Origin of the sequence: Kitasatospora sp. NPDC058190 (assembly GCF_042883685.1) — a bacterium.
In the GTDB taxonomy this organism is placed as follows: Bacteria; Actinomycetota; Actinomycetes; order Streptomycetales; family Streptomycetaceae; genus Kitasatospora.
In genome coordinates, this window is record NZ_JBHVVI010000017.1 from 1 (window position 1) to 24,239 (window position 24,239).

Sequence of the window (24,239 nt, forward strand, 5' to 3'; positions counted from 1 at the left end):
GCCGCCGCACCGCGCGGGGCCCGGCGTCCGTGCGTCATGATGATCACCGTCCGGGGCCCTCCGGATGACCGCCGGCGGAACGGAGCCCAGCCATGATCCCCTTCGACGAGGGCCGCGCCCGGCTGCTGCTCGCCCACGCCTGCGAGTCCGCCGGACTGCCCGGCCCCGGCGACGCCCGGCTGCTCGCGCTCGGCGAGAACGCCGTCTTCGACCTCGGCGACCCGGCCGTGGTCGCCAAGGTCGGCCGCGGCCCCGAGCTGTACGACCGGGCGCATCGCGAACTGGCCGTCGCGCACTGGCTGGCCGGGCAGGACGTCCCGGTGGTGCGCCCGTACCAGGAGGTGGCGTCCGAGCCGCAGCTCGCCCACGGGCACCCGGTCACCTTCTGGCACCGGCTCGCCCCCGCCGTGCGCCCGGCCCGCCCGGCCGACCTCGCCCCGCTGCTGCGCGCCCTGCACCGGCTGCCGCTGCCGCCCTTCCGGCTCGGGCGGCGCGACCTGCTGGCACCGGTGGAGCGCTGGCTGGCCTCCGCCGAGGGCCGCGTCGACCCCGAGGACGTCGCCTTCCTGCGCCACCGCCGGGACGCCTTCGAGGCCGCCCTGCCCGACCTGGTGCCGCAGCTGCACCCCGGGGTGATCCACGGCGACGCGCTGCCGCGCAACGTCCACGTCGGCCCGGACGGGCCGGTGCTGCTCGACCTGGAGAACGTCTCGCACGACCTGCGCGAGCACGACCTGGTGGTCCTCGCGCTCAGCCACGACCGGTACGGCGTACCGGGCGAGGAGTACCGGGCGTTCACCGCCGCGTACGGCTGGGACGTGCGCGATTGGCCCGGCTTCGCGGTGCTGCGCGGGGCCCGGGAGACCGCCAGCGCCTCCTGGGTCGCGCAGCAGGCGGCGGACAACCCGGCCGCGCTGGCGGAGTTCCGACGCCGGGTCGACTCGCTCCGCGAGGGGGCCGCCGAGGTGCGGTGGTACCCGTTCTGACGGTGCGGGGATACCCCGACTGAGGGCCGGGTGCCAACCCGGGCGAGTGTGAGAAGGCTCTTAAGGCGGATCGGTCCGGCGCGCAACCGGGGCACGTACGGTTGGCGTCTGATCGGACAGTCGTCCTGACCGAGGAATCGGCCCCCCTTCTCGTCCCTCAGGAGCCGCCGCCATGCCCACGGCCGCCGCCCGTCGCCCCTCCCACCCGACCCGCAGGACCCGTGGCCGCAGCAGGCTGATCGCGGGCTGCGTCGCGGTGGCCGCCCTCCTGGGCCTGACCGCGTGCGGCACCGCCAGCGGGGCACTGCAGTCGCCCAGCGCCTCCACCCCGTCCTCCGGTGGCACGCCGCAGCAGCCGACCGGCACGGGCGCCGCCACCATCGCGCCCACCCCCGGCCCGGACGCCTCGGACGCCTCGGACGCCGCGGACGGCTCGGGCCCGGCGGCGCCGCCGGTCGCCCCGAAGTCCAAGACCCCGGTGGCGCCGGCAGCGCAGACCAGGACCCCGGGGCAGCCCTCCGCCGACGCGGCCCCCTCCTCGCCCGCCGCGCCGCCCGCCCACACCGGGCCGGGCAAGGTCATCGGCTCCACCGCCTCCGGCGGCCGTACCGTCGCGCTCACCTTCGACGACGGCCCCGGCCCGGCCACCGGCCAGATCCTCGACCTGCTCGCCCAGTACCACGTCAAGGCCACCTTCTGCGAGATCGGCCAGAACGCCGCCGCCAACCCGGCCCTGGTCAAGCGGGTCCTCGCCGAGGGCCACCGGCTCTGCGACCACAGCCTCGACCACCCCCAGCCCTTCGAGAAGCTCCCGCACGACAAGGCGGAGCACGAGATCACCAGCGCCCGGGACATGATCGTCCAGGCCGGCGGGCCGGGCACCCGGGTCAGCTGGTTCCGCGCCCCCGGCGGCGGCTTCAACGCGGACAACGAGCACATCACCGCAGGCCTCGGGATGTCCTCGCTCGGCTGGTCCGTCGACCCGCGCGACTGGTCCCGCCCGGGCGTGCCCGCGATCGTCTCCACCGTGCAGAGCCAGCTCAAGCCCGGCGGCGTGATACTGATGCACGACGGCGGCGGCGACCGCAGCCAGACCGTGGCCGCGCTCAAGCAGCTGCTGCCGTGGCTGGTCGCTCAGGGGTACACCTTCGACCTCCCGGCCGCGTAAGGCAGTTGAGCCGCCTACTGGTCGAACCACCGGACGTCGCCGGGGAGTTCGGACGGGCCGAGGCGCTCCTGCCGTCCGGGCCGGAGCGACCGCGGCCGTAGGGTGGGGCGGTGTGACCGACACCGCCCCCGGCGCCGCCGAACTCGTCGCCGCCGTCCCCGGGCTCGCCCGCTACCTGCAGCCCGCCACCCTGCTGCACCCGTACGCCGAGCCCGACGCCGACGTGTTCGGCAGCCGGATCGGCGGCCCGGCACTGTGGCCGACCGGCAAACCCTGGCCGCACTGCACCGCCAGGCACCCGGACGACGACTACCGGATCCCCCGCAAGCCCCCCGAGGAGCGTGCCGTTCCGACGGCCCTGATCCCGCTCGCCCTGATCCGCGCCGAGGACGCGCCCCACCTGCCCTGGCCGGAGGGCAGCGACCTGCTCCAGGTGCTCTGGTGCCCCAACGACCACGACGACATCCAGGGCGAGCGCTACTACTACGGCCCCGCCGTCGAACTCCACTGGCAGCGCGCCGCCGAGCTCACCCCGGCCACTCCCCCGCCACCGCTGCGCAGCGAGGAGGACTACTACCTGCCGCAGCCGTGCGCGCTGCGCCCCGAGCAGGTCCTCGACCTGCCCGACCGGGACGAGCTGCCCGAGGAACTCAGCAGCGCCGTCGCCGAGTTCGCCGAACGGCGGGGCATCGAGCACGAGCGCGACCTGGGCCGCGCGGACGGCTGGAAGCTGGGCGGCTGGCCGTCCTGGCACTGCACCGACCTGATCCCGATCGACTGCGGCTGCGGGGCGCGGATGACGCACCTGCTGACGGTGGAGAGCGGCGACGACCCGGGCCTGTCGCTGGGGCGGCACGGCGAACTGCACGTGTTCGTCTGCCCGGTGGACCTGGCGCACCCGGCGGGGCTGGACATCCAGGGCTGAGGCCCAGCTCAGCCCAGGTGCAGCCGGTAGACCTGGCGGGAGCCGCCCTCCGGCCCGGGTTCGGCGGCCTCGGCCGGGGTGAAGCCCAGCCGTTCGTAGAACACCCGGGCGCCGCTGGTCACCGCGCCGGGGTGGTCCGGCCCGAAGGTCACCACCTCGACGACGGCCGGGGCACGGACGTGGCGGCGCAGCGCGTCCTCGACCAGGGCGCGGCCGACGCCGGTGCCCCGGGCGCGCTCGGCGACCACCAGCCAGTGCAGGTGGTGCAGCGGGGGCTTGCTGCCGAACAGCAGGCCCCCGAGCAGACCTTGGTCGTCCTCGGCGACGGTGGCCAGGCCTCGGTCGATGCTCTTGCGCACGGCCCGGTGGAAGCCGGGCTCGGCCACCATCGGGCCGAACCAGTGCTCGACCTCGGCGGCCAGGGCGAGGAAGCCCGGCAGGTCGTCGGGGCGGGCGGGGCGTACGGTCATCCGGCGGCGTCCGGCAGGTCCGACGGTCTGGACGGCCAGCGCGGGTCGACCACGGCCAGCGGGTCCTTGCCGCGGCGCAGCCAGGCCTGCAGGCCCTCGGCCCACTCCCGGTACCAGCCGATCTGCCGCCGGTGCAGTTCGGCCGGCGCGACCTCCCCCACCTCGGCCGGGTAGCGCCCGCCCAGCGCGACGGCGACCCGTACGGCGGCCAGCGCGTCGCTGCCCGCCTCGTGCGCGTCCGTCAGCTCCACCCCGTACACCTCGCACACCCGTTGCAGGGTGCGCGAGCCCTTGCGGTACTTGTCCACGGCCCGGTCGATCACCAGCGCGTCCAGCACCGGCCCGACCGGCCCGCCCAGGCGCTCCGCGAGCGTCGCCAGCCCGTACCGGCGCAGCTCCGCGTCGAGCAGCGACAGGTCGAACGGCGCGTTGAACGCCACGACCGGCCGCCCGGCCGCGATCCGCTCGCAGAGCGCGGCGGCTATCTCCTCCACCGCCTCCTTGGCCGGCCGCCCCTTGCCGCGGGCCACCTCGTCCCCGATCCCGTGGATCGCCTCCGCCTCGGCGGGGATCGGAATCCCGGGGTCGAGCAGCCAGTGGGCGGCCGCCACCCGCTCGGCGCCGACCGTGTCCACGAGCGCGGCCGTGACGATGCGGTCCACGGCCGGGTCGGTGCCCGTGGTCTCCAGGTCGAAGCCGACCAGTGGCTGCTGCCACCAGCTCATCAGGTGTGTCCTTCCGTCCAGCCGCTCGAAACAGCCCCTATCATCACCCGCCCCACCGACAACCCGGCCCACCGGGGAGCCGATCACGAGCTCGTCCGCCCTAGGCTGTTCCTCAGACCTGAGCGAAGGAGCCGACCATGAGCACTGCCCCTGACCTGCCGGTGCCCCCTCACCGGCCCGACGTGCCCCACCCGCTGCGGACCATCAGAGAGATCCGCGGATCGCTGCCCGAGGACCAGGTCAAGCACTTCGACGCTGAACTCGCCGACACTGACATCGACGCACTGCCTGCGATGCTGCACCGGTGGGCGACGCTGGGAATCGACGGCTTCCTGGACTTCCTCCTGACGACGCCCTTCGAAGGGCTGGAGTTCGGCGCGCGGTCCTACGACAACGAGGCAGATCCCGAGTGACTTATCTGCTGGACACGAACGTGGTCGCCGAGCTCACCACGCGGCCGAAACCAGCCCCGGCCGTCATCGAATGGGCTCGATCCGTCCCGGCCACGGAGCATTTCCTCAGTGTCATCACCATCGCGGAGATCGAGGCGGGCGTCGAAGCCGCCCCCGATCCGCTGCGTCGGGCCGCGCTCGAACTGGTCCTCGACGGCATCCGGGCGGAGTACCAGGGACGGATCGCCGTGATCGACGAGCGAGGGGCTACCGCCTACCTCGCCGTTCACCGTCAGCTCAAGAAGGTTGGGGCCAGCATCGATCCGCCCGACGCACTGATCGCGGCCACGGCCGTCGCGAACGGTTGGACGCTCGTCAGCCGCACCGTCAAGCACCTTGCGCGAACCGGCGCGACCGTACTGAACCCGTGGGACTACTGAGCCCACGCCAGGTAGTCCGCCCCGGCGTGCTCGTGAGTACGCCGGGGCGGGCTAGTCCTATCAACGGACTACCAATCGGCCGGGCCTAGCGCGCCGCCGCCGGGCCCGCCAGGGCGAGCCGGCTGGGCAGCAGGCTGGCGGCGACGGCGAGCACCAGGCAGACGGCCGCGCCCGCGCCGAGCGGCAGCCACGGCAGGTCGAGGCCGACACTCGCCTGCCCGGCCAGGATCCGGTGGTTGAGCAGCGCCGTGGTGCCGTACTGGGTGAGCGCGGTGACGGCGAGGGCGAGCACGGCGGCGCCGGCGACGACCAGTACGGCCTCCAGCGCGACCATCCAGAGCACCTGGCGGCGCACCGTCCCGGCCAGCCGCAGCACCGCGAAGTCCCGGCGGCGGTCGGCGGTGCTCATCACCATGGTGTTGACGATGGCGATCAGCGCGTAGAGCAGGGCCGGGCCGAGGATCGTGGTGGTCGCGATCCAGGCGTAGTGGGCGTTCGGGTCGGGCCCGGGGGCCTGGGCGTCGGTGAGCACGCCGCCGAGCCGGTCGGCGGGTTCGGCGCTCAGGTGGACGGCCCCGGGGCGGGCGCCGGCCAGGTGGGCGGAGACGGCCTCGCCGCTGAGCAGGACCTCGTCCAGGCCGAGCTGGGTGCGGTAGACCAGGGCGAGCCGCAGGCTGGCGACGGTGCCGTCGGCGAGGCGCAGGTTGACCTGGTCGCCGAGCTTCCAGCCGTGGCCGCGGGCCTGGTCGGCGGAGGCGGCGAGGGTGGCGCCGCGCAGGTCGGCGGCGCTGCCCTCGACGGCGGGCAGGGTCCAGGCGGCGGCGAGGTCGCCGTCGACGACGGTGGCGGCGGACGGCACGCTGGCGGCCGAGTCCTCGCCGTGGTCGTCGAAGGCGGGCCGGTCCGCGCCCAGGCCCGTGACCACGGTGGAGGTGGTCGCGGTGGCGCGCAGGCCGGGCCGGTCGGCGGTGAGGCGGTGGACGGCGTCGGCGGGCAGCGGCGCGGTGCCCGGGCGCAGCACGTACCGGGCGGCCGCGGTGGCCCTGCTCTGGGCGGTCATGGCGTCGGCGAAGGCGGCGGTGGAGCCGACCACGGTGCCGATGAGCGCGATGGTGAGGAAGGCCGGGGTGGCGGTGGAGACGGTCCGGCGCACCGCGGTGAGCGCGTTCTGCCGGGCCAGCAGCGGGGCGGCGGCGGTGGCCCGGGCCAGCGGCGCGCTGAGCAGCCGGACCAGTGGCGGGACGACGACCGGCGCGAACAGGGCGAGCGCGGTGATGGTGAGCAGGTCGGCGCCGAGCACCCACTGGGAGGCGAACTGCGGGTCGTCCGGCTGGTCGCCGGGGGCGGGCGGCATGGTGGACGCCGCCAGGTAGTAGCCGACGGCGCCGACCAGGGCGAGCAGCCCGAGCCGGGCGAAGGTCCAGCGCGGCTTGGTCATGACCGTGCGGTCGACGGCCGCGTCGCCGAGCGCCTCCACGGCGCGCACCCGACCGGCCCGCAGGGCGGCGGTGGCGGCGCCGAGCAGGGCGACCAGCAGGCCGACGGCGGCGGCCAGCAGCATCGGGCCGCCGGCCGGCCGCGCGCTGAACCCCTCGGGGGCGGCGCCGCGGTCCACCAGCCAGGCGGCCAGCGCGGGTGCGCCGGGCAGCGACAGCAGGCAGCCGCTGACGGCGGAGACCAGGGCGACGACGGCGGCCTCACCGGTGATCAGCCAGACGATCTGCCGGGGCGTGGCGCCGACGGCGCGCAGCATCGCGATCTCCTGGCGGCGCTGGGCGACGGCGAAGGCGAAGGTGCCGGCGACCACGAAGACCGCGACGAAGGCGGCCATCGCGGAGGTGAACTGGAGCACCTTGTGCAGCGAGGGCGCGCCGAGCGGGGAGTCGTCGCCGGCGGTCTCGTTCAGCAGGCTGCCGGTGGTGGCGACCAGGGTGACACCGAGGGTGAGGGCGACGTAGGAGCCGGCGAAGGCGGCCTTGCGGCGGCGCAGACCGGCGGCGGCGACGGGCAGCAGGGTGCCGGGCGAGCACCTGCCGATGGTTCGCCCGCTTCGCTCGCTCATGCCACCGGCTCCAGGGCGGTCATCCGCTCGGCGACCTGCTGGGCGGTGGGGTGGGGGATGTCGTCGACGATCCGGCCGTCGGCGAGGAGGAGCACGCGGTCGGCGTAGGAGGCGGCGACCGGGTCGTGGGTGACCATGACGGTGCTCTGGCCCTCGTGGTCCACCAGGTCGCGCAGCAGGGCGAGCACGTCGCGGCTGCTGGAGCTGTCCAGGGCGCCGGTCGGCTCGTCGGCGAACAGCATCCGGGGGCGGGTGATCAGGGCGCGGGCGATGGCGACGCGTTGCTGCTGGCCGCCGGAGAGCTGGGAGGGCAGGTGGCCGGCGCGTTCGCCGAGGCCGACCTGGGCGAGCGCGCGGTGCACCTCGGCGCGGTCGGGGCGGCGCCCGGCCAGGCGCAGCGGCAGGCCGACGTTCTGCTCCGCGGTGAGCGAGCCGACCAGGTTGAACGCCTGGAAGACGAAGCCGAGCCGCTGGCGCCGCAGGACCGTCAGCTGGGTCTCGTTCAGCCCGCCGAGGTCGGTCCCGTCCAGGGTGACCCGGCCGCTGTCGGGCCGGTCGAGGCCGGCGCCGCACTGCAGCAGCGTGCTCTTGCCGGAGCCGGAGGGCCCCATGACGGCGGTGAAGGTGCCGCGGCCGAAGGCGACGTCCACCCCCCTGAGCGCCCGTACGGCTTCGGGCCCGGTTCCGTAGGTGCGGTGTACGTCGTCGAGGCGCAGTACGGCCCCGTCCTCCCCCGTGATCTTCACGGGGGCTACACCTACCATGATCGAAGTCGCGTGGACCAGCCGGCTGGGGCGAATCGTTACGGCGCCGGATGAGCCCCCGTCAGGCGACGGCCTCGGCGGATACCTCGGCGAGGGCGTCGGCGTCCCGGCCGGTGCTCGCGGTCGGCGCCGGCTGCCGGAGCATGAAGACGTCGATCGGGTCCTCGTGGACGACGGTGAAGCCGTGCCGCTCGTACAGCCGCCGGGCGGCGCTGCCCTGGAGGACGATCAGGCGCATCGGCTCCCGGGCGGCGTCGGCCTCGGCGAGGAGGTGGCGCAGGACGGCGGTGCCGAGGCCGCGGCCCTGGAGGTGCGGGGCGAGGTAGAACAGCTCCAGGTGGCGCCCGCCCTGCTCGTCGGGGCGGATCGTGACGCAGCCCGCGAAGGTGCCGTCGACCAGCAGCACGGACGTGTACCGGGTGGAGAAGGACTTCCGCACCCGCTCCCGGGAGCGGGTCGGGTCCCAGCGACCGAGGCGTTCCAGGTCGGCGCGCATGACCTGGGCCTTGAGCTCGACGACGGCTTCGAGGTCCTTGTGGCCCGCGGGTTCCAGGGTCCAGGAGGGGAGACTGTTCACGGCGGGCAGTGTTCCACCGGCGGCAGAGCTCCGACCAGCACCCCCCCCCCTTTTTTGGAGGACACTGCTCAGGATACGGACCGGGAGTCCGCCCAGACCCCCTCGAACTCCTCGCGGTAGACCTCCAGCAGCCCCGGCTCGGTACCGCCCGGCTGCTGGCCGGCGCCGCCGCGCAGGATCAGCGCCGGGGACTCCATGCCCCGGGAGCGGCGCAGGTAGGGCTGGATGACGCCGAGGTCGCGGCTCTGGCGGCGGCCGCCGACCTGGCCGGCGGGGCGGGGGCCCTCGACCAGGTAGGCGGTGAAGCGCGGGGTCTCGTCGAAGACCCGGATCTCGAAGCCGCCCTGGTCGCGCAGCCGGGCCCGGACCCGGCGCACGTGCATGATGTTCATCTCGATCGAGCGGGACAACTCACTGCGGGAGAGCCCGAGTTCGCGTTCGCGGCGGCGCACCGCGCTGCTCGCCGGGTTGAGGAACAGCAGCCGGACCCGGCAGCCCTCCCCGGCCAGGCGCACCAGGCGCTTGCCGGTGTAGTTCTGGCAGAGCATGCCGAGGCCGATGCCGAGCGCGTCGAGGCGCCGGGCGCCCTCCAGCAGGTCCTCCACGGGCAGGTCGCGCTGCAGCCGGACCCGGTCGGCGTGCACCGCGACCACGTCCGCGTAGCGCCCGGCGACCAGGGACTCCACCACGTCGGCGGGCACCCCGCCCGCGCCGCCGTCCAGGACGGCGAGCAGCCGGGCGGCGGCGCGCTCGGTCTGGGCCAGCACGGTCTGGGTGAGCACCCGGTTGCGGGAGACCACGTGCCGGGCCACCTCCAGCTCGTCCAGGGCGAGTTCGATCTCGCGCCGGTCGGCGAGGTACGGCTCGAAGCAGGGCCAGTGCTGGACCATCAGTTCGCGCAGCTGGGGCAGGGTGAGGAAGACCAGCGGGTCGTCGTCGGCCGGGTCGAGCAGGTAGCCCTTGCGGCGGCTGACCTCGCGCACGGCGCCGGCCCGGTGGGCCCACTCCTCGCCGGCCGGTCCGGCGGCGGCGGTGACCCAGTCCTCGCCGTGGGCGGGGGCGTAGATGGGGTGCAGCACCTCGTCGACCAGGGAGCGCAGCCGCTGTTCGACCAGGTTGAGCCAGACGTAGGCGCGGCCGGACAGCCGTACCCGCTGGTAGGCGTCCTCCCACTCCCCGGCCGACCAGGCGAGGGCGGGGACCTCGACCGGGCCGCTCTGGGCGGGCACCAGCGCGCGGCCGGTCAGGGTGGGACGCATGACCACCGTGGGCGCCTCGCTGCGGGTACCGCCCCGGTCGGGGCCGTCGGGCCCGGAGCCACGGCCGCCGGCGGGGAACACCATGCGCCACCTCATCTGGTTGCTGCGGCCGACCCCCGCGGACACGGGGACCGTTGACGGACCGTCGATGGTCCGCACGGGCGGCCGGACGATCAAGGGTACTGCCCGCCGCGATCCGCCCGCAGCCGGATGCCGGAGGGCCTCCCCGCGCACCACCGGGCGCACTCGCCACGGGCCGCCGTCGCTCTTCACACGATTCTCCGCCGGACACCCGTTCGGGCGAACCCCTGCGCTGTCTCCCGGCCGCCGGGGAAGGGCTCGGGGAGTATGCGGGCTGTGCCGTGCGTCACGGCGCGCGAGCGTCGCACATGCCCGGCCGCCCGGCCGGGAAGAGAGCGTCCGGGTCCGGGCTGATTGTCGGACTAGATGCCAGTTTCTGTCGGCAGCAAGGAAGTTGAGGACTCATGCAGGTCTGGCCCGGTAAGCCCTACCCCCTCGGCGCCACCTACGACGGGGCCGGCACCAACTTCGCGGTGTTCTCCGAGAGTGCCGACCGGATCGAGCTGTGCCTGATCGACGAGGACGGCTCCGAGACCGCCGTCGAACTGCGCGAGACGGACGCCTTCGTCCGGCACGCCTACCTCCCGGGCGTCCAACCCGGCCAGCGCTACGGCTTCCGCGTGCACGGCCCGTACAACCCGGGCCTGGGCCAGCGGCACAACAGCGCCAAACTGCTGCTGGACCCGTACACCAAGGCGATGAGCGGGCACATCGACTGGGACGAGTCGGTCTACGGCTACCACTTCGGCGCCCCCGAGCGCCGCAACGACCTCGACTCCGCCCCGCACACCATGCACTCGGTGGTGATCAACCCGTACTTCGACTGGGGCACCGACCACCCTCCGCGCACCGACTACCACCGCACCGTCATCTACGAGGCCCATGTCAAGGGCCTCACCAGGCTGCACCCGGGCATCCCCGAGGAGATCCGCGGCACCTACGCGGGCCTGGCCCACCCGGCGGTGATCGAGCACCTGGCCAAGCTCGGCGTCACCGCGATCGAGCTGATGCCGGTGCACCAGTTCGTCCGCGACCACCGGCTGCGCGACCTCGGCCTGGCCAACTACTGGGGCTACAACACGATCGGCTTCTTCGCCCCGCACTCCTCCTACTCCTCCACCGGCGACCGCGGCCAGCAGGTGCAGGAGTTCAAGTCCATGGTCAAGGCGCTGCACGCGGCCGGGATCGAGGTGATCCTCGACGTCGTCTACAACCACACCGCCGAGGGCAACCACCTCGGGCCCACGCTCTCCCTGCGCGGCCTGGACAACGTCTCCTACTACCGGCTCGCCCAGGACCAGCGCTTCTACGAGGACACCACCGGCACCGGCAACAGCCTGCTGATGCGCAGCCCCCACGTGCTCCAGCTGATCATGGACTCGCTGCGCTACTGGGTCACCGAGATGCACGTCGACGGCTTCCGCTTCGACCTCGCCGCCACCCTCGCCCGGCAGTTCCACGAGGTCGACCGGCTCTCCTCCTTCTTCGACCTGGTCCAGCAGGACCCGGTGGTCTCCCAGGCCAAGCTGATCGCCGAGCCCTGGGACCTCGGCGAGGGCGGCTACCAGGTCGGCAACTTCCCGCCGCTGTGGACGGAGTGGAACGGGATGTACCGGGACACCGTGCGCGACCTGTGGCGCGGCGAGAACGCCGCCCTCGCCGAGTTCGGCTCCCGGCTCACCGGCTCCTCCGACCTCTACCAGGACGACGGCCGCCGCCCGATCGCCTCCATCAACTTCGTGACCTGCCACGACGGTTTCACCCTGCGCGACCTGGTCTCCTACAACGACAAGCACAACCAGGCCAACGGCGAGGACAACCGGGACGGCGAAGCCTTCAACCGCTCCTGGAACTGCGGCGTCGAGGGCCCCAGCGCCGACCCGGCCGTCGAGGAGCTGCGCGCGCGCCAGCAGCGCAACCTCATCGCCACCCTGATGCTCTCCCAGGGCGTGCCGATGCTCTCGCACGGCGACGAGCTCGGCCGCACCCAGCTGGGCAACAACAACGCCTACTGTCAGGACAACGAGCTCACCTGGGTGCACTGGCCCGAGGGCGACGGGCCGCAGGAGCGGCTGCTGGAGTTCACCCAGGGGATGATCTGGCTGCGCCGCGACCACCCGGTGTTCCGGCGGCGGCGGTTCTTCCACGGGCGGCCGGTCTCCGCGTCCGGCGGGTACGACGACCTCACCGACATCGCCTGGTTCACCCCCACCGGGGAGGAGATGACCAAGCGCAACTGGGGCGCCAGCTACGCCAAGTCGCTGACCGTCTTCCTGAACGGCTACGCCATCTCCGAGCCGGACCGGCGCGGCGGGCGGATCGTCGACGACTCCTTCCTGCTGATGTTCAACGCCCACTTCGAGCCGCTGGAGTTCGCCGTGCCGGCCGGCCACGGGCAGGAGTGGCAGGTCGTGGTCGACACCGCCCAGCCCCGGCTGCCCGCCCCGGGCACGGGAACGAGGGTCAAGGCCGGGGACACGCTCTGGCTCATCGACCGCTCGCTGATGGTGCTGCAGCGGCCCGCCTAGGATGTGCCCGCGCTCATGCGCTCACCTGTTCGGGCCAGCAGCGGGTCTTGGCGGCGGGCCGGGCCGGGTACCTATGGACACATGACCTCCGCCGCCGAGCCCGCGCAGCCCCGCCCGGCCGCCACCGTCCCCACGTCCTCGTACCGCCTCCAGCTCCAGCCCGGCTTCACCCTGCGTGACGCCACCGCCGCCGTGCCCTACCTGGCCGCCCTCGGCGTCTCCCACCTGCACCTGTCGCCGCTGCTGGAGGCCGCCCCCGGCTCCACCCACGGCTACGACACCGTCGACCACACCCGGATCAGCGAGCAGCTCGGCGGCGAGGCGGCGCTGCGCGCCCTGGCCGCCGAGGCGCACCGGCACGGAATGCGGCTGATCGCCGACGTGGTGCCCAACCACATGGCCGTACCCGTCCCCGAACGGCTCAACGGGCCGCTCTGGCAGGTGCTGCGGGACGGGCCCGACTCGCCCTACGCGCGCTGGTTCGACATCGACTGGGCCGCCCAGCCCGGCCCCACCGACGCCCCCGGGCGCGGGCGGGTGCTGCTGCCGCTGCTGGGCGACCGGCTCGGCGCCGTGCTGGACCAGCTGACGGTGGACGGCGAGGTGCTGCGCTACCACCGGCACGAGCTGCCGCTGCGGCCGGGCACCGCGGGGCTGCCGCTCACCGAGCTGCTCGCCCGGCAGTGGTACCGGCTCGCCTGGTGGCGCCTCGCCCGCACCGAGCTCAACTACCGGCGCTTCTTCACCGTCAACGAGCTGATCGCCGTCCGGGTCGAGGAGCCCGAGGTCTTCGCCGCCACCCACGCGGTGCTGCTGCGGCTGCACGCCGACGGCATCCTGGACGGCTTCCGGATCGACCACCCGGACGGTCTCACCGACCCGCGCGGCTACCTGCGCCGCCTGGCAGCGGCCACCGGCGGGGCGTCGGGGACCACCGGCGGGGCGTACGTCGTGGTCGAGAAGATCCTCACCGGCGAGGAGCGGCTGCCCGAGGACTGGCCGGTGGCCGGCACCACCGGGTACGACGCGCTGCGCCGGATCGACGGCGTGCTCACCGACCACGCGGGCGCCTGCCGGCTGGCGGGCGCGTACGAGTCCTTCCTGCACGGCGGGCCGGTCCGCGACCCCTGCCAGGACCCGCACCCGGCGATCGCCGCCGCCCACCGCGGCCGGGCCGACATGACCGGGCCCGGCGGCGAGCTGGCCGCCGAGGTCGAGCGGCTGGTGCGGATCGCGCTGCGGATCGGCGCCGCCGAACCCGCCCACGCCGACCATCCGCCCTGGCAGCTGCGCGCCGCGCTGCGGCGGCTGCTCAGCGACTACCCGGTGTACCGGCCCTACGCGCTCCCCGGGGAGCCCGCCTCCGACGACCCGCTGCGCACGGCCGGCTCCGAGGACCCGACCGAGCGCCTGGTGGCCGCGCTGGCCCTCGGCGAACTGGGGCGCGGCCCGGACAAGGACGAGTTCTGCGCCCGCTTCGCGCAGACCGCCGCCGCGGTGGCCGCCAAGGGCGTCGAGGACACCGCCTTCTACCGCTGGAACGCGCTGCCAGGCCTCAACGAGGTCGGCGGCGAGCCCTCCCGGCCCGGGGTGCACCCGGCCGAGTTCCACGACTGGTGCCGCTACCTGGAGCGCACCTGGCCGCACAGCATGACCGCGCTCTCCACCCACGACACCAAGCGCAGCGCCGACGCCCGGGCCCGGCTCGCCGTCCTCGCCGAGCAGCCCGACGCCTGGGCCGCCGAGGCCGCCGCCTGGTCCACCGCCGCCGGGCCCGGATTCGACCGCGACGCCGACTGGCTGCTCTGGCACACCCTGGTCGCCGCCTGGCCGATCGACCCGGACCGGCTGGTCGCCGCCCTGCTCAAAGCCGCCCGCGAGGCCAAGCTGCACACCTCCTGGACCACCCCCGACACCGACTACGAACAGGCCCTGGAGCGGCGGGCGCGCTCGGTGTACGGCAACCCCGGGCTGCTCCCCCGGATCGAGGGCCAGGTGCACGCGCTCGCCCCCCACGCCCGCGCCAACACCCTGGCCGCCGCGCTGCTGCACCTGACCATCCCGGGCGTGCCCGACCTCTACCAGGGCAGCGAGGAGCCGCTGTACACCCTGGTGGACCCGGACAACCGGGGCGTGGTCGACTTCGGCGCGCTCGCCGTGCGGCTCACCGACTCCGCCACGGCCCGCCCCGGCGACCTCGCCCGGGAGAAGCTGCACCTGACCGCCACCGCGCTGCACCTGCGCCGCTCCCGCCCGCTCGGCGCCTACCGCCCGCTGACCGCCGTGGACCTCGCCAGCGACCACCTGCTGGCCTTCGCCCGCGGCGAGGACGTGATCACCGCCGTCACCCGGCTGCCGTACGGGCTGGCCCGCGCGGGCGGCTGGCGGGACACCGTCCTGGAGCTGCCCGCGGGCGGGGCCTGGACGGACGAGCTGACGCTGCGCGACTTCCCGGCCGGGGCGGTGCCGGTGGCGCAGCTGCTGGCGGACGCCCCGGTCGCGCTGCTGACGAGGAGGGGCTGAGCATGCCGCACTACGAGGTGTGGGCGCCGTTCGCGACTTCCCGCGTCACCGTCCGCGTCAACGGATTCGACCACGAGTTGGCCCGCAGCCCGGACCAGGACGGCTGGTGGTCCGGCGAGGCCCCCGAGGGCGACTACGCCTTCCGCCTCGACGGCGGCCCACCGCTGCCCGACCCGCGCTCGCCCCGGCAGCCGCACGGCCCCGACGGCCCCAGCCGGGCGGTGGACCACGCCGCCTTCCGCTGGTCGCAGACCGGCTGGCGCGGCCGCCCGCTGCCCGGCTCGGTGCTGTACGAGCTGCACATCGGCACCTTCACCGCGCGCGGCACCTTCGACGCCGCCGCCGACCGCCTGGACCACCTGGTCGAGCTGGGCGTGGACTTCGTCGAGCTGATGCCGGTCTGCCCGTTCCCCGGCAAACACGGCTGGGGCTACGACGGGGTCTCGCTGTGGGCCGTCCACGAGCCCTACGGCGGGCCCGAGGGGCTCAAGCGCTTCGTGGACGCCGCGCACCGCAAGGGCCTCGGGGTGGTGCTGGACGTGGTGCACAACCACCTCGGCCCGTCCGGCAACTACCTTCCGCTGTACGGCCCGTACTTCACCGAGCGACACCACACCCCGTGGGGCTCGGCGGTCAACCTGGACGCCCCCGGCTCGGACGAGGTGCGCCGCTACCTGATCGACAGCGCGCTGACCTGGCTGCGCGACTACCGGATCGACGGCCTGCGGCTGGACGCGGTGCACGCCCTCGCGGACGACCGGGCGGTCCACTTCCTGGAGGAACTCTCCTCCGAAGTCGAGACGTTGGCGGTGGCCGTCAACCGGCCGCTGTTCCTGGTCGCCGAGTCCGACCGCAACACCCCGCGCACCACCGCCGCCCGCGAGGCCGGCGGCCAGGGCCTCACCGCGCAGTGGAGCGACGACTTCCACCACGCCCTGCACTGCGCGCTCACCGGCGAATCCCGGGGCTACTACGGGGACTTCGCCCGCGCGCCGCTCGCCGCCGTCGCGAAGACGCTGCGGCGCGGGTTCTTCCACGACGGCACCTGGTCCTCCTTCCGGGGGCGCAGCCACGGACGGCCGTTCCCGCCGGGCGCGGGCCACCGGCTGCTCGGCTACCTGCAGACCCACGACCAGGTCGGCAACCGGGCGCTCGGGGACCGCATCTCCACCACCGTGTCCGCCGGCCGGCTCGCCTGCGGCGCCGCCCTGGTGCTCACCTCGCCGTTCACCCCGATGCTGTTCATGGGCGAGGAGTGGGGCGCCGCGACGCCCTGGCAGTACTTCACCGACCACACCGACCCCGCCCTGGCGGAGGCCGTCCGCCGGGGCCGGCGGCGGGAGTTCGCCGAGCACGGCTGGGCCGCCGAGGCCGTCCCGGACCCGCAGGAGCCGGCCACCGTGCTGCGCTCCGTCCTCGACTGGACCGAGCCCCGGCGCGCCCCGCACGCCGAACTCCTCGGCTGGTACCGGCGGTTGCTCCGGCTGCGGCGCGAGCGCCCGGAGCTGTCCGACCCGGACCTGGGCGCGGTGCGGGTCGCGTTCGAGGAGGCGGCCGGCTGGCTGGTGGTGCACCGGGGGCCGTACCGGGTGGCGGTCAACCTCGGCACGGCCGAGGCGGCGCTGCCGCTGGAGGCCGCGGGGCGGGAGCTGGTGGCGGCCTTCGGGGCGGCGGCGCTGGAGGGGACGGCGGTGCGGCTGGGGCCGGATGCGGTGGCGGTCGTACGCGTTTGAGCTACCAGAGGAAGGTGCCGATCCGCTCCCGCAGCGCGGGCGCGTCCAGGCCGTAGGCGCTCAGGTGCTCCGCCATCGAGCCGTAGTGCCGGCGCTCCTCGCGCGGCACGCCCAGGGCCAGCACCCGGTGCGGGCGGTCGGCCAGCGCCGCGTGCGCCTCGTTCGCCGAGGTGCCCGCCAGGTACGGCTCCACCAGCACCACGTCCGCCCGCTCGCCGACCGCGGCGCGCAGCCCGGCGGCGTCGAAGGGGCGCACCGTCGCCGCGTACAGCACGGTGGCGTCCAGGCCCTCGGTGGCGGCCAGCACCGCGTCGAGCATCGGGCCGACGGCGAGCACCACGCCGCGCGAACCGGTCCGCACGGTGGTGAAGCGGCCCGGCTCGACCGCGACGGGCGCGGTGTTCTGGTGGTTGGAGAGCCGGACGTACACATTGCGGTCGCCGTCCGCGACGGCGTGCGTCAGGAGTTGCTCGGCCTCGTCCGGGTGGCCCGGCACGTGCACCGACCAGTCCGGCAGGGTGTCCAGCAGGGCGACGTCGCCCGGGGACATGTGGGTGCGGCCGGCCGCCGGGTTGTCGTAGGAGCCGCCCGCACTGACCAGGACGGCGCCGACGCCCTGGTGGACCAGACTCAACTTGAGCTGCTCGAAGGGACGTTCGACCAGGAAGCTGGCGAAGGTGTGGGCGATCGGGCGCATCCCGCTGAGCGCCATGCCGCCGGCCGCGCCGATCAGCAGCTGCTCGCGGATGCCGACGTTGACCACCCGGTCGGGGTGGCGCTCATGGGCCGGCTCGAAGGCGGCGGCGGTGATGTCGGCCAGCACGACGGCCAGCCGGGGGTCCTCGTCCAGCAGGCGGGTGGTGACGGCGACGAAGCGCTCGCGCATGGTGTCCATCGGGGAAGTGCCTTTCGCTGCGGGTCGGTTGGCTTGTGGGGGCGGTCAGGCGTTCTTCGGCTCGCCCGTGGTCTTCGGCTCCACCCGGGCGACCACCACGCGCGGGCGGCCCGGGTGCTCGGCGGTGTAGGCGCGGTGCAGGGCCTCGTGGTCGCGGCCGTCCACCGTCGCGGTGGACCAGCCCGCGGCCGCGAACCGCTGGGCGATGCCGCCCTGCCAGCCGTGGGTGGCCGAGGAGTTGTCGATCACCACCACGTGCAGCCGGTCCAGCCCGTACGCGCCGGCGAAGGCGACCGCCTCGTGGTTGGAGCCCTCGTCGAACTCGGCGTCACCGACCAGCACCCACACCGCCGGATCGGTCAGCCCCTGCGCCCGCAGGCCGAGCGCGGTGCCGACGGCCAGCGGCAGGCCGTGGCCGAGCGAGCCGGAGGAGATCTCCACGCCGGGCAGCAGGGTGCGGTCCGGGTGGTAGCCCAGTGGGGAGTCGTAGCCGCCGAAGCCCGGCAGGACGGCGGGGTCGATGAAGCCCTTGGCCGTCAGCACCGCGTAGTAGGCCATCGGGCCGTGGCCCTTGGAGAGCAGGAAGCGGTCGCGCTCCGCCGCCTCGGCGGTGTCGGGGGCGACCCGCAACACCCGGTCGTACAGCACCCAGAGCGCGTCCAGCGTGGAGGTGGCCGCGACGTCGTGCTTCTCGTCACCGGTCATCAGCGCCATCAGGGCCTGGAGGTCCTCGAAGCGGGCCCGTCCGGCGGTCTCCGTGCTCGCCCGCGTCGTCCCGCCCTGCGTCTTCGTCGTCATGCCACGATCGTGCAACTTCAAGCGAACTTGAAGTCAAGCGGCTACACTGAGCACCCATGACGGCGAAATCCGACGACGCCCGCGCCGCCTGCCCGCGCCCGGGAGACCTGCTCACCATCGGCCAGCTCTCCGCCCGCAGCGGCCTCGCCCACTCCGCGCTGCGCTACTACGAGAGCCTCGGCCTGATCCAGGCCACCCGCACCAGCGGCGGCCAGCGCCGCTACTCCCGCGGCACGCTGCGCCGGATCGCCTTCGTGCGCGCCGCCCAGCGGGTCGGGCTCTCCCTCGACGAGGCCCGCGACGCCCTGGACCGCCTGCCCGAGCGCCCCGCCCCCAGCGGCACCGAATGGGACCGGGTCGCCACCGCGTGGCAGGACCGGATCGACGAGCAGATCGCCGAACTCGAACGGCTCAAGGCCAGGCTCACCGGCTGCATCGGCTGCGGCTGCCTCTCACTCACCCGCTGCGCCCTGCACAACGCCGACGACCGGCTCGGCCGGGCCGGCCCCGGCGCCCACTACCTGCACACCCACGACCCGGCCGCGGAGCTCGACGGCGAGCGCTGAAAACCCTTTGCCGGGCGGCCGTTCACCCGCCTACCGTGCGGCCGTGCTGCCTGTGGTGGAGACGGACGAGCAGTGGGACGCGGCCCTCCCCGACGAGTCGGTGATGCGCCCCGGCGCCGAGGCGCTCTGCGCGCGACTCGGCGTCGGCGGCCTGCCGTTGGAACGCTTCGCGGAGGGCTCCGTACCGGTGTACGCGGTGGGCGAGGAGCACGTGCTCAAGCTGTTCCCGGCGGCCGGCGCCCACGACGGCGTCGCCGAGGCCCGCGTCCTCTCGTTCCTGGACAGCGCGCTGCCGATCCCGACCCCGGAGGTCCGGGCGGCCGGCGAGTACGTCAACGGCTGGCAGTACGTGCTGATGTCCCGTCTGCACGGCGAGGGCCTGGCCCCCGCCTGGCCGCGCATCCCCCGGCCCGACCGCGAGCGGATCGCCCGCGACTGCGGCGAGGCGCTCGCCGCCCTGCACGCCCTCGACGCCGAACCGCTCGCCGACGTCCTCGCCCCCGGCAACTGGATCGCCTTCCTGGACGAGCAGCGGGCCGACGCCGTCGCCCGCCAGCGCGAACACGGCCTGTCCGAGGCGTGGTTGGAGCAGATCCCCGACTTCCTCGCCGCCACCCGGCTCCCCCGGACCCGGCAACGCGCCCTGCTGCACACCGAGTTCATGCGCGAGCACCTGATCACCGACCCGGCCGCCGGGTGGCGCCTCACCGGCCTGATCGACTTCGAACCCGCCATGCTCGGCGACCCGGCCTACGACCTCGTCGCCGTCGGCCTGTTCACCACCCGCGCGGACCCGCAGCTGCTCGGGCAGCTGCTGGCCGCGTACGGCCGCCCCTTCGAGCCGCGCCTGCTGATGGCGTACACGCTGCTGCACGTGTACAGCAACCTGCCGTGGTACCTGCGGGAGTTGAAGCCCTCCGCGCGAACGCTGGACGCCCTCGCCGAGGAGTGGTTCGACGTCGCCTAGGCCGCAGGTGTGGATCTGCCGGAGCTACTTGGGGGCGGCCGTCATGGAGGTGACCGCTTCCGCCACGCCGGCCCGGTAGAGGCCCATCCGGGGGTTCAGGACGTGCACGCCGCCGGGGAGCGGGAAGTTCTGGGTGTTCGCGAGGGGCATGTTGGTGCCCTCCTGATCGGCCAGGACGTTGAGTTCGTTGATGCCGGGGGCGGTGCCGGTGGTGGCACCGCTCGGGTCGAGGTCGATCACCGCGTAGGCGTTCTTGCCCGCCGGGACCGCGAACCGCGAGGTGCCGCTGGCGAGCACCGGCTTGATGTTCTTGCTCTGGTCGGGCGAGGCGGAGTTGCCCAGGTCGACCCCCGGGGTGGAGCTCAGGCTGCAGGCGCTCGCACCGGTGTTGTGCACGTCGATCACCCACTGGTTGGCGGCCCCGGCGCGGGCCGTCACGTGGATCGAGAGGTTCTGGATGTCGCACGGGCGGGCGGCGGAGCCGGCACTCCCCCCGTCGGACTGGGCGCCGCTCGGCGACGTGTGGGTGGTGGGGTGCGCGGCCGGCCCGCCCGCCTTCGAGGGCGGGGCGGCCACCGTGGTGGTCGCGGAGGGCGCCGAGCCGCCGGCCGAGTCGGTGTTGTCGGGCCCGCAGGCGGTCAACGCGAGCCCCGCCCCGACGACGAGGACGGCGGAAGCGAGCAGCGGACGACGGTGGCGGACGGACATGGCGGCTCCCCGGTGACGATGCGCGTTGACTGCTTGGACACACCACAAGACGGTCGGCCGACGGCTTTTGGTGGCATGCACAGCGTCACAATCGTCAGGACACGATCAGGACCGCACTGTGACATCCGGTCAGGTGCGGCGCGGTTGACACGGCGAACCGCCGGGCCCACCACGCCGCACCCTCTCTTCACTCGTCAACGGGCCTTTCCCGCACGGGAGTCAGCGCCTCACAGGCGGCGCAGGAAGACGTCCCACTGGAGGCCGGTGTCCCCCGGCACCAGGTTGCCGTCCTGGGCGGTGAAGATCGCCGTGTCACCGGCGGCGTCCACGTAGGGGCCGTAGGCGGTCGTGTTGCTCTGCTCGCCGTCACGGGTGAGGCTGACCCGTTCGATCGTCCCGGTCGACAGGTCGCGACGGAACACGTCGGTGACCTGGTTGGTGTCGCCGGGGACCAGGTTGTCGGCGGCGGATTCGAAGTAGACCCAGTGGTCGTCGGCGGTCATGACGCCCCCGGACGAGCTGCCGTTCGGGGTCGTGCCCGGCAGGCTGGTGCTGACCCTGGTGACCTTGCCGGTGGCCAGCTCCTGCACGTACACGTTCATCTGCGTGTCGCCGTGGCCGGGCACCCCGGTGCCGTGCGACGCGAGGCTGTAGACCGCGTAGCGGCCGTCCGGGCTGATCCGGGCGTCGGGGCGGGCACCGGCCGTCCGCCCGGCGTCGTCCAGGCTGCCGACGGTGATCCGGCCGGTGTCGGCCTTCCAGACGTAGTAGGGGTGGTAGTGGGGCAGGGGCGCCAACCTGGCGGAGCCGGCCTCGGGTGCGGACCCGGTGTCGGCGGCGGCGCCGGGGTCGTCGGCGGTGCCGGGGTCGTCGGCGGGGCCGGGGTCGGCGGCGGGGCCCGCGTCGGTGGAGTCGGCCGGGGTGGTGGAGCCGGCCGGGGCCGCCGAGAGCAGGTTGCCCGCCATGGAGCCGAAGCCGATGGTGGAGCCGTCCGCGCTGATCGTCGGGAGGTAGGAGGCGCGGTTGCCGGGCCGGCCGTTCAGGCCGACGCTGACCAGCCGGGTGGTCCGGGTCCAGCGGTCGGTGACGTAGATGTTCTTCTCGCCGCGGTTCCCGGTGCCGGGCGCGAGGTCGGTGCGGTCGGAGACGTACGCGACGTAGCGACCGTCCCCGCTGATCGAGGGGCTCATGGCGTCGCGGCCGCTCTGGTCGTCGGTGCTGGGCAGGCCGCCTTCGGTGACCAACTCGGTGCTGCCGGTCCAGAGGTCGCGGACGTAGATGTCGCTGCGGTGCTTGGGCTGGTCGGGCACCACATTGGTGGCGGTGGTGCTGAACGCGACGTACCGGCCGTCGCCGCTGATCGAGGCCTCGGAGGTCAGGGCGTTCAGCCGGGAGCCGTCGTCGGCGACACTGACCCGCTCGACGTGGCCGTTGCGCAGGTCCCGCACGTAGATCTCGTCCGTGTTCGGGGTGCCCTCCTGGGGCAGCAGGTTGGTCGCCGCGGAGGAGAACAGCGCGTAGCGGCCGTCGTCGCTCAGTCCGAGCGCGGACGAGCCGGCGTCGAGCTGCTCCCCCTTGGATCCTTCACTGACGCGGGCGGTTTCGCCCTTGGGCGGCCGGGCCTCGGCGGCCGGCATCGCGGTGCCGGCCACGACGACGGCCACCAGGACTGCGGCGGCGCGGGCCGACCAGCGGCGGGTACGGGCGGTGGTCATGGATCATCCTCCCCTGATGACTGATCACGGTGCCGGGCTCGAACACCCCCCGAGCCCGGCTGAGGAAGAGCCAAGCGCCGCCTCGGGCGAACGGTCAACGCCCGTGCGCGAGGTCGGCCGGAAACCTCCCACTGTTTGGCACGCCCGCCCAAGGGCGCAACCCACCAAGGGACTTAAGGCCGGGGGTCGGTGCGCAGCAGGCTGTAGTAGACCGCGTCGCGCCAGGCGCCGTCCCGGAAGACCATCGCCCGGTGCACACCCTCACGGGTGAAGCCCAGCTTCTCCAGGGCACGCTGCTCGGCGAGGTTGCCGGTGTCGGTGTCCGCCTCCAGCCTCATCACCGGCGTGTGGGCGAACAGGTAGTCCACCAGCAGCCGTTGGGCCTGCGTGCCGATCCCCCGCCCGCGCGCCGTCGGGAGCAGTTGCACGCCGATGCTCCAATACGGGGCGGTCGGCCGCGCGGCCTTCCGGGTGGCAGCGACGAAGCCGACGAAGTCGCCGTCGGCGGTGACCGCGAACACCCACTGGTCGTCGCTCAGCAGCCCGTGCTCGGCCCACCGGCGGCGGAACCGGTCGGGATCGCCCCAGCCGAACCACTGGAACTCCCCCATCGCTTCGGGGTCGTTGACCAGCTCACCGAAGGTCGGGAGGTCGGCTTCGGCTATCGGACGGAGGAAGATCTTCTCTGGGTTCATGGAGGCACCAACGCTCTAGATCGTTTGACCGTTCCTCAGGCTCCGATCCCGCTGCGGCCGGTCGACCGGGCGAGCCGGAACCCCACGTCGTCGATCCGCAGCGTCGGGTGGCTGCGGCGGCGGACGGAGGCGCGGCAGCTCCAGTGCTCGTCGAACCAGCCGCCGCCGCGCAGGACGCGGTAACCGCCGTACACCTCGGGGTCGTAGAGCTCCCAGCACCACTCCCACACGTTGCCGAGCAGGTCGTACAGCCCATAGGCGTTGGGCCGCAGCTCGCCGACTTCGTGCAGCCGTTCGCCGGAGTTGCCGCGATGCCAGGCGATCTCGTCCAACTGGCCGTAGCGCGGCCCGTCCGTCCCGGCGCGGCAGGCGTGCTCCCACTCGGCCTCGGTGGGCAGCCGGTAGCCGTCGGCGGTGCGGTCCCAGGCGACGTCCTCACCGTCCACCCGGTAGGCGGGCGCGAGGCCATCGCGCCGGGAGAGCTCGTTGCACCAGCGGACGGCGTCGAGCCAGGAGACGCTGTGTGCGGGACGGCGGTCGCCCGCGACGCCCTCGTACTGTTCGCGGGTGACCGGACAGGGCGCCAGCTCGAACGGGGCCACCTCGACGCTCCAACTCCGCTGGGTGCGGCGGTCGGAGAGCGTGACGCGGCCGGGCGGAACGGCGATCAGTCCGGTACTCGGTTCCATGATCGCCGATCCTACGGCCCGCCCCCTGGCGTCCACCCCGCCTTCGGCCCGAGGATGGTGCCCGTCCTTACGGTGCGTCAGAAACGGCGGTGGCGAGCATGGCAAGCATCAGGGTCAGCACGGTGGTGGAGGCCCCGGCCGAGCGGGTGTGGGAGCTGGTCGGGGACTACCACGCCCTCGGCGACTGGCACCCCCACCTGCCGGCGAGCCGACTCGGCAACGGGCTGGCGGGCAACGTGATCGGCTCGATCCGGGTCTTCGAACTGCCCGACGGCATCGTGCTGCACGAGACGCTGCTCGCCTACGACGAGGAGGCCCGCAGCTACACGTACAGCTTCCCCGACGGCACCTTCCACTTCGACGACTACCGGTCCACCCTGCGAGTCACCCCGGTGACCGAGCTGGACGCCAGCTTCGTGGAGTGGAGCGTCACCTTCGACATCGAGCCCGAGCACCGCAAGGAGTCCTCCGACCGGGTGCACGGCGTCTTCACCTCCGGCCTGGCCGCCCTGCGCGAGCACTTCGCGGGCTGAACCGACCGGCGGGCCCGACGGTGCGTCCGCCGGGCCCGCC

General features: G+C 74.1%; 23 protein-coding genes. 11 read left to right on the top strand and 12 right to left on the bottom strand.

Features of this window, described 5'->3' with window-relative positions; all coding sequences use genetic code 11:
- The first annotated feature begins 92 nt into the window (after positions 1-92).
- The 3 genes from ACFVWU_RS10590 to ACFVWU_RS10600 all read left to right on the top strand — a co-directional run bounded on the left by ACFVWU_RS10590 (position 93) and on the right by ACFVWU_RS10600 (position 3,079).
- Positions 93-986, top strand: a complete 894-nt coding sequence (locus ACFVWU_RS10590) for a phosphotransferase enzyme family protein (RefSeq protein WP_387617887.1) — start codon at positions 93-95, stop codon at positions 984-986.
- Positions 987-1,158: 172 nt separating this feature from the next.
- Positions 1,159-2,154: a polysaccharide deacetylase family protein gene (locus ACFVWU_RS10595; protein ID WP_387617889.1), complete on the top strand. Its 996-nt coding sequence runs from the start codon at positions 1,159-1,161 to the stop codon at positions 2,152-2,154.
- A 112-nt stretch (positions 2,155-2,266) separates the two neighbouring features.
- Positions 2,267-3,079, top strand: a complete 813-nt coding sequence (locus tag ACFVWU_RS10600) for a hypothetical protein (RefSeq protein WP_387617891.1) — start codon at positions 2,267-2,269, stop codon at positions 3,077-3,079.
- Positions 3,080-3,087: 8 nt separating this feature from the next.
- Here ACFVWU_RS10600 and ACFVWU_RS10605 read toward each other — a convergent pair whose 3' ends face one another.
- Positions 3,088-3,549, bottom strand: a complete 462-nt coding sequence (locus ACFVWU_RS10605; RefSeq protein WP_387617894.1) for a GNAT family N-acetyltransferase — start codon at positions 3,547-3,549, stop codon at positions 3,088-3,090.
- Positions 3,546-4,274 carry an exonuclease domain-containing protein gene (locus ACFVWU_RS10610; RefSeq protein ID WP_387617896.1) on the bottom strand — a complete coding sequence of 243 codons (729 nt, stop codon included), beginning with the start codon at positions 4,272-4,274 and terminating at the stop codon, positions 3,546-3,548. Before ACFVWU_RS10610 ends, ACFVWU_RS10605 begins: the two co-directional genes overlap by 4 nt.
- A gap of 137 nt (positions 4,275-4,411) precedes the next feature.
- Between ACFVWU_RS10610 and ACFVWU_RS10615 the strand changes: the two genes are divergently transcribed.
- Entirely contained in the window at positions 4,412-4,687 is a 276-nt protein-coding gene (locus tag ACFVWU_RS10615; RefSeq protein ID WP_387617898.1) for a hypothetical protein, read from the top strand.
- Positions 4,684-5,106, top strand: coding sequence for a type II toxin-antitoxin system VapC family toxin (locus tag ACFVWU_RS10620; RefSeq protein WP_387617900.1), 423 nt, complete (start codon positions 4,684-4,686; stop codon positions 5,104-5,106). Before ACFVWU_RS10615 ends, ACFVWU_RS10620 begins: the two co-directional genes overlap by 4 nt.
- A gap of 85 nt (positions 5,107-5,191) precedes the next feature.
- Here ACFVWU_RS10620 and ACFVWU_RS10625 read toward each other — a convergent pair whose 3' ends face one another.
- The 4 genes from ACFVWU_RS10625 to ACFVWU_RS10640 form a co-directional block, all read right to left on the bottom strand.
- Positions 5,192-7,168 carry an FtsX-like permease family protein gene (locus tag ACFVWU_RS10625; RefSeq protein WP_387617902.1) on the bottom strand — a complete coding sequence of 659 codons (1,977 nt, stop codon included), beginning with the start codon at positions 7,166-7,168 and terminating at the stop codon, positions 5,192-5,194.
- On the bottom strand, positions 7,165-7,932 hold the full coding sequence (locus ACFVWU_RS10630) for an ABC transporter ATP-binding protein (protein ID WP_387617904.1): 768 nt from the start codon (positions 7,930-7,932) through the stop codon (positions 7,165-7,167). Before ACFVWU_RS10630 ends, ACFVWU_RS10625 begins: the two co-directional genes overlap by 4 nt.
- A 61-nt stretch (positions 7,933-7,993) precedes the next feature.
- Positions 7,994-8,509, bottom strand: coding sequence for a GNAT family N-acetyltransferase (locus ACFVWU_RS10635; protein WP_387617906.1), 516 nt, complete (start codon positions 8,507-8,509; stop codon positions 7,994-7,996).
- 68 nt (positions 8,510-8,577) lie between these two features.
- Positions 8,578-9,852 (bottom strand): SAV2148 family HEPN domain-containing protein, encoded by a 1,275-nt coding sequence (locus ACFVWU_RS10640; RefSeq protein WP_387617908.1) that lies wholly within the window; start codon positions 9,850-9,852, stop codon positions 8,578-8,580.
- Between the two features lie 401 nt (positions 9,853-10,253).
- Here ACFVWU_RS10640 and glgX point away from each other — a divergent pair, with 401 nt between their 5' ends.
- From glgX to treZ, 3 genes are all read left to right on the top strand, one after another.
- Positions 10,254-12,377 (top strand): glycogen debranching protein GlgX, encoded by a 2,124-nt coding sequence (gene glgX / locus ACFVWU_RS10645; protein ID WP_387617910.1) that lies wholly within the window; start codon positions 10,254-10,256, stop codon positions 12,375-12,377.
- An 81-nt stretch (positions 12,378-12,458) separates the two neighbouring features.
- Entirely contained in the window at positions 12,459-14,900 is a 2,442-nt protein-coding gene (gene treY / locus ACFVWU_RS10650; RefSeq protein ID WP_387617912.1) for a malto-oligosyltrehalose synthase, read from the top strand.
- A 2-nt stretch (positions 14,901-14,902) separates the two neighbouring features.
- Positions 14,903-16,633 carry a malto-oligosyltrehalose trehalohydrolase gene (gene treZ / locus ACFVWU_RS10655; protein WP_387617914.1) on the top strand — a complete coding sequence of 577 codons (1,731 nt, stop codon included), beginning with the start codon at positions 14,903-14,905 and terminating at the stop codon, positions 16,631-16,633.
- A gap of 1 nt (position 16,634) precedes the next feature.
- Here the strand turns inward: treZ and ACFVWU_RS10660 are convergent, their stop codons facing one another.
- Positions 16,635-17,528, bottom strand: a complete 894-nt coding sequence (locus ACFVWU_RS10660; RefSeq protein WP_387617916.1) for a transketolase family protein — start codon at positions 17,526-17,528, stop codon at positions 16,635-16,637.
- A 45-nt stretch (positions 17,529-17,573) separates the two neighbouring features.
- Positions 17,574-18,242 carry a thiamine pyrophosphate-dependent enzyme gene (locus ACFVWU_RS10665; RefSeq protein WP_387618099.1) on the bottom strand — a complete coding sequence of 223 codons (669 nt, stop codon included), beginning with the start codon at positions 18,240-18,242 and terminating at the stop codon, positions 17,574-17,576.
- A gap of 140 nt (positions 18,243-18,382) precedes the next feature.
- Here ACFVWU_RS10665 and soxR point away from each other — a divergent pair, with 140 nt between their 5' ends.
- Complete coding sequence (gene soxR, locus ACFVWU_RS10670; protein WP_387617918.1) at positions 18,383-18,892, top strand: redox-sensitive transcriptional activator SoxR; 510 nt, start codon at positions 18,383-18,385, stop codon at positions 18,890-18,892.
- Positions 18,893-18,935: 43 nt separating this feature from the next.
- Positions 18,936-19,859 (top strand): phosphotransferase, encoded by a 924-nt coding sequence (locus ACFVWU_RS10675; RefSeq protein WP_387617920.1) that lies wholly within the window; start codon positions 18,936-18,938, stop codon positions 19,857-19,859.
- A gap of 24 nt (positions 19,860-19,883) precedes the next feature.
- On the opposite strand, the gene ACFVWU_RS10680 is transcribed toward ACFVWU_RS10675, so the two are convergent.
- The 4 genes from ACFVWU_RS10680 to ACFVWU_RS10695 form a co-directional block, all read right to left on the bottom strand.
- Positions 19,884-20,567 carry a DUF4232 domain-containing protein gene (locus ACFVWU_RS10680; RefSeq protein WP_387617922.1) on the bottom strand — a complete coding sequence of 228 codons (684 nt, stop codon included), beginning with the start codon at positions 20,565-20,567 and terminating at the stop codon, positions 19,884-19,886.
- Between the two features lie 227 nt (positions 20,568-20,794).
- On the bottom strand, positions 20,795-22,282 hold the full coding sequence (locus ACFVWU_RS10685; RefSeq protein ID WP_387617924.1) for a hypothetical protein: 1,488 nt from the start codon (positions 22,280-22,282) through the stop codon (positions 20,795-20,797).
- A 173-nt stretch (positions 22,283-22,455) separates the two neighbouring features.
- On the bottom strand, positions 22,456-22,977 hold the full coding sequence (locus ACFVWU_RS10690) for a GNAT family N-acetyltransferase (RefSeq protein WP_387617926.1): 522 nt from the start codon (positions 22,975-22,977) through the stop codon (positions 22,456-22,458).
- Positions 22,978-23,012: 35 nt separating this feature from the next.
- On the bottom strand, positions 23,013-23,666 hold the full coding sequence (locus ACFVWU_RS10695; RefSeq protein ID WP_387617928.1) for a formylglycine-generating enzyme family protein: 654 nt from the start codon (positions 23,664-23,666) through the stop codon (positions 23,013-23,015).
- A gap of 98 nt (positions 23,667-23,764) precedes the next feature.
- On the opposite strand from ACFVWU_RS10695, the gene ACFVWU_RS10700 reads away from it, so the two are divergent.
- Complete coding sequence (locus tag ACFVWU_RS10700; RefSeq protein WP_387617930.1) at positions 23,765-24,199, top strand: SRPBCC family protein; 435 nt, start codon at positions 23,765-23,767, stop codon at positions 24,197-24,199.
- Positions 24,200-24,239 lie beyond the last annotated feature (40 nt).